The 4,399-nt window shown below is 39.4% G+C and carries 3 protein-coding genes; all 3 read right to left on the bottom strand.

Annotation, left to right across the window (positions count from 1 at the left end; translation table 11 throughout):
- Positions 1-594: hypothetical protein (locus R3333_RS12680; protein WP_318959144.1), on the bottom strand; the 594-nt coding region annotated here is incomplete at its 3' end.
- Positions 595-704: 110 nt separating this feature from the next.
- Positions 705-2,756: a phenylacetic acid degradation bifunctional protein PaaZ gene (gene paaZ, locus R3333_RS12675; protein WP_318959143.1), complete on the bottom strand. Its 2,052-nt coding sequence runs from the start codon at positions 2,754-2,756 to the stop codon at positions 705-707.
- Between the two features lie 133 nt (positions 2,757-2,889).
- The coding region (locus R3333_RS12670) for a vitamin B12 dependent-methionine synthase activation domain-containing protein (protein WP_318959142.1) at positions 2,890-4,399 on the bottom strand (1,510 nt) is incomplete at its 5' end.

Raw genomic sequence — 4,399 nt, 5'->3', positions numbered from 1 at the left:
GATTATATCGTTATGGTAAACTCGAAATTTTTCCTCACCAATACGCTTTCTCCACTCTTCATTCATTTCTTCATCCACTTTGATGATTTCAAATGAATATTTAGACATGGCACCTTTCATAATTCCCGACAAAATCACGAATCCATTTTTTGCTTTGTAGATACGTGATACGGGGAAGTTATAATCCCATGTTTTAGAAACATCATTCATTGTTTCTAGCTTAAGCTCTCCCAATAACTCTCCTGAATCATCAAAGGAACGAACGAAAACCGCTCTCTCTTTTAAATCTCCAAATGCAATGGCAAAAGCATCTTCACCTACAGCACTTGAAATGGTATAGGCATTTTTAGACAACTCCGTTTGTGCACTCACGATTTCATTCAAATCGTAATCAATTGCATCTACAGTATACGTTCTTGTCTTTCCTTTTTGACCATCTTTTTCGTATATACTAAGGTAACCTGAGCCACTATTTTCATAGGCTCCCGAAAAGGATCTCACTTCATCAACTTCTCTTTCTTGACCGATTAAAGGTGTGGTGATTAGATTAATGGCCATTGCTCCACCGAATAGAGCTACTTTTTTTAGATTCATAATTAGATTAATTAATTAGGCTTGCTAATATAATTAAACCTTCACACTAAAAACTGAAAAAGGCCATTCATTTCTGAACAGCCTTAAAAATCTCTTTACTCTAGTAACTATTATTTACTCTGGTCAATTTTCTTCACCATCGTTAAGATAGTTGCCAATGCAACTGTTTCTCCTGTTTCGTCATAAACGTCTACCAAGAATTTAACAATTCCTTTTGCAACATCATCTTCTGAACGTTTCTCTTGATCGATTTTCTCTTTCACAGTGAAACGAACTCCAATGGTTGCTCCTGGGTAAACTGGTTTTGTAAATCTTGCTTCGTCTATACCGTAGTTCAAAAGAACTGGACCTTTCTTAGCATCTACAAACAACCCTGCCGCTTTCGATAAAATGAAGTACCCGTGTGCAACTCTTCCTTCGAAAATAGTTCCATCCAATGATGTTTCATCCATGTGCGCATAGAAGTTATCTCCAGAAACATTAGCAAAGTTTACGATATCCGTTGTTGTTACAGTGTGCTTCGCTGTAAATACAGTATCACCTACATTCAATTCTTCAAAGTGCTGACGGAATACGTGAGGGTTTGCCTCTGGTTGTGCTGCACCAACTTGGAATTGTTGTGTGATTTCTGAAATCGTTGTTGGGTGACCTTGGATAGCTGTTCTTTGCAAGTAATGCATGATACCACGCTTACCTCCCATTTCTTCACCACCACCAGCTCTACCTGGTCCACCGTGTGTTAACAATGGCATTGGAGAACCGTGACCTGTACTTTCTTTCGCACAGTCTTTATTCAATACTAAAATTCTTCCATTCATGTGAGCTGCTTCAACAACAAACTCCCTTGCCAATTTATCATCAGCAGTTACAATAGAAGTTACCAAAGATCCTTTTCCAAGTTTCGTTAATTCTACAGCATCGTTGATGTCTTTGTAAGGCATAATTGTAGAAACGGGTCCGAATGCCTCAACATTGTGAACATCCGTTTTGTTGAAAGGGTCGTTGTTTAACATTAAGATAGGCGACATAAATGCACCTTTCTTACCGTCTGCTCCCATTACTTCAACATTGTCTAAATCCCCAAACAAAGTATCTTGAGATTTTTGTAACAACTCTACATTCTCTCTTACTCTACTTACTTGAAGTTGGTTGATCAATGCTCCCATTCTAACTCCTTCTACTGTTGGATCTCCAATGGTAGTTTTCGCTAAACGAGCTGTTAATGCATTTTGTACATCCTCCACCAATTTCTCTGGAACCATGATACGACGAATAGCTGTACATTTCTGTCCAGTTTTTACGGTCATTTCACGAGATACCTCTTTGATAAACAAATCAAACTCAGGTGTACCTGGTACTGCGTCTTCACCTAAAACAGAAGCATTTAATGAATCTGCCTCCAAGTTAAACGGAACTGAGTTTTCTATGATACTTGGTGATGCTTTGATTTTTTGCCCTGTAGCTGCAGACCCTGTAAAGGTTACAACATCTTGGTTGCTTAAGTTATCAATGATACCTCTACCTAAACCAGAAACTAGTTGAAGTGAACCTTCTGGTAGGATACCTGAATCAATGATATCTTTCACCATACATTCTGTTAAGAAAGAAGTGTGCTCAGATGGCTTAACCATTGCTGGAACACCTGCCATTAAGTTCACCGCTACTTTCTCCAACATTCCCCAAATTGGGAAGTTAAATGCATTGATGTGAATTGCAACCCCTTGTTTTGGCACCATGATGTGGTGACCGATAAAGCTACCTCCTTTAGAAAGTGGTGCCGCTTGTCCGTCAACATAATAGGGTAAATCTGGGAATTGGCGACGCAAAGAAGCGTTAGCAAATAAGTTACCTATACCTCCTTCAATATCTATCCAAGAATCCACACGTGTTGCACCTGTTGCAGTACTTAAGGTGTAGTATTTTTCTTTTTTCTCGAGTAAGTGGAAAGCCAATGCTTTTAACATACGACCTCTTTCTTGGAAAGTCATTTTCCTCAAGGCTCTACCTCCCTTATCTCTACCCCAAGCCAATGCAGCTTCGAAGTCTATACCTGCTGAAGATACTTCTGCGAATTTCTCTCCCGTGATGGCGTTAAAAACTTCTGTTTCTACTCCTTCTCCGGCAACCCACTTACCTTCAACGTAATTTTTTATGATTTGCATGAACTGTCTTTTTTAAGCGTCCACGAAGATAAGGGTCTGTAGGGTGAAATCAAAATATGGGCATGACAATACTACAGATGTGTTAAGGAGCAAATATTGGGTCGACAGTTCAGTCGACCCTTCTTTAAGTTCTTCAAATTAAATTTGGGTGTAACCACCTTTCCATTTCATCGAAAGATTTCCCTTTGCGTTCTGCTATATTTCCCACTTGTTCTTCAGTTATTTTCCCCACACCAAAATACTTCGCTTGCGGATGCGCAAAATACCATCCAGAGACTGAAGCTGTAGGTAACATTGCTAAGCTTTCTGTAAGACTAACCCCTGTTAATTCCGTTGCATTTAACAATTCAAACAAGGTGATTTTTTCAGTATGATCTGGACATGCAGGATAACCTGGTGCTGGTCGAATTCCTTGGTACTTTTCTTTAATTAATGCCTCATTATCTAATGCTTCATCAGCAGCATAGCCCCAGTGTTCTCGTCTAACATCTTGATGTAGTTTTTCGGCAAAAGCCTCAGCAAGTCTATCTGCTAGTGCTTTCAACAGTATAGAATTGTAGTCATCGTGATCTGCCTCAAAGGCTTTCACACGCTCCTCTATTCCAATTCCCGTGGTAACAACAAAAGCACCAATGTAATCTTTCAACCCACTTTCTTTAGGCGCAACAAAATCACTCAAGGCTAAATTATCCGCATTGGCCGATTTCTTTAACTGCTGTCGTAAACTATGTTGAACCGCTTTTACCTCTGTCCTACTTTCATCTGTATATATTTCTATATCATCTCCAACGCTATTGGCTGGAAACAAGCCATAAACCGCTTTTGCTTGCAACCACTTTTCATTTACTATTTTCTGCAACATTGCTGTTGCATCTGCATAGAGTTTAGTAGCTGCTTCACCAACGATTTCATCTTTGAGAATTCGTGGAAAACGACCTGCTAATTCCCAAGTTTGAAAAAAAGGAGTCCAGTCAATAAAATCTATCAACTCCTCTAAACGGTAATCATCAAAATGATATACCCCCATATGTTTCGGCGTATAAACCTCGTCTGATTTCCAAGTAATATTTAATTTATTTGCTTGAGCCTGTTCCAAAGAGAGGTAGGTTTTACGTCCTCTATTTTTGGCATGATGCTCTCGCAATTTTTGATATTCATCTTTAATATTTGCGACATAATCCGCCTTGCGTTGACCTAACAAACTCTCCACAACAGTTACTGATCTTGAAGCATCCAATACGTGAACTGTTTGGTCGTTTTGATAGTTCTCTTCAATTTTCACCGCAGTATGCACGCGCGAAGTTGTAGCTCCGCCTATCATCAATGGTATGTTTAGATCGGCGCGTTGCATTTCCTTGGCTACCGTAACCATTTCATCTAAGGAAGGAGTGATTAATCCACTCAAACCAATAACATCTACCTTCTCTTTAATCGCCGTTTCAATGATTTTTTCGGCACTTACCATTACCCCTAGGTCAATTACCTCATAGTTGTTACAACCCAAAACTACTCCTACAATATTTTTCCCAATATCGTGTACATCCCCTTTTACGGTTGCCATCAAAACTTTTCCGGCAGCAGATTGCACGCCATCTTTTTCAGCTTCAATGTAAGGTAACAAATAGGCTACGGCCTTCTTCATT

The sequence above is a fragment of the Lishizhenia sp. genome (genome assembly GCF_033720595.1).
In the GTDB taxonomy this organism is placed as follows: Bacteria; Bacteroidota; Bacteroidia; order Flavobacteriales_D; family Crocinitomicaceae; genus Lishizhenia.
Note: the sequence above shows the minus strand (reverse complement) of the source record. Positions and strands in the feature narration are given on the sequence as shown.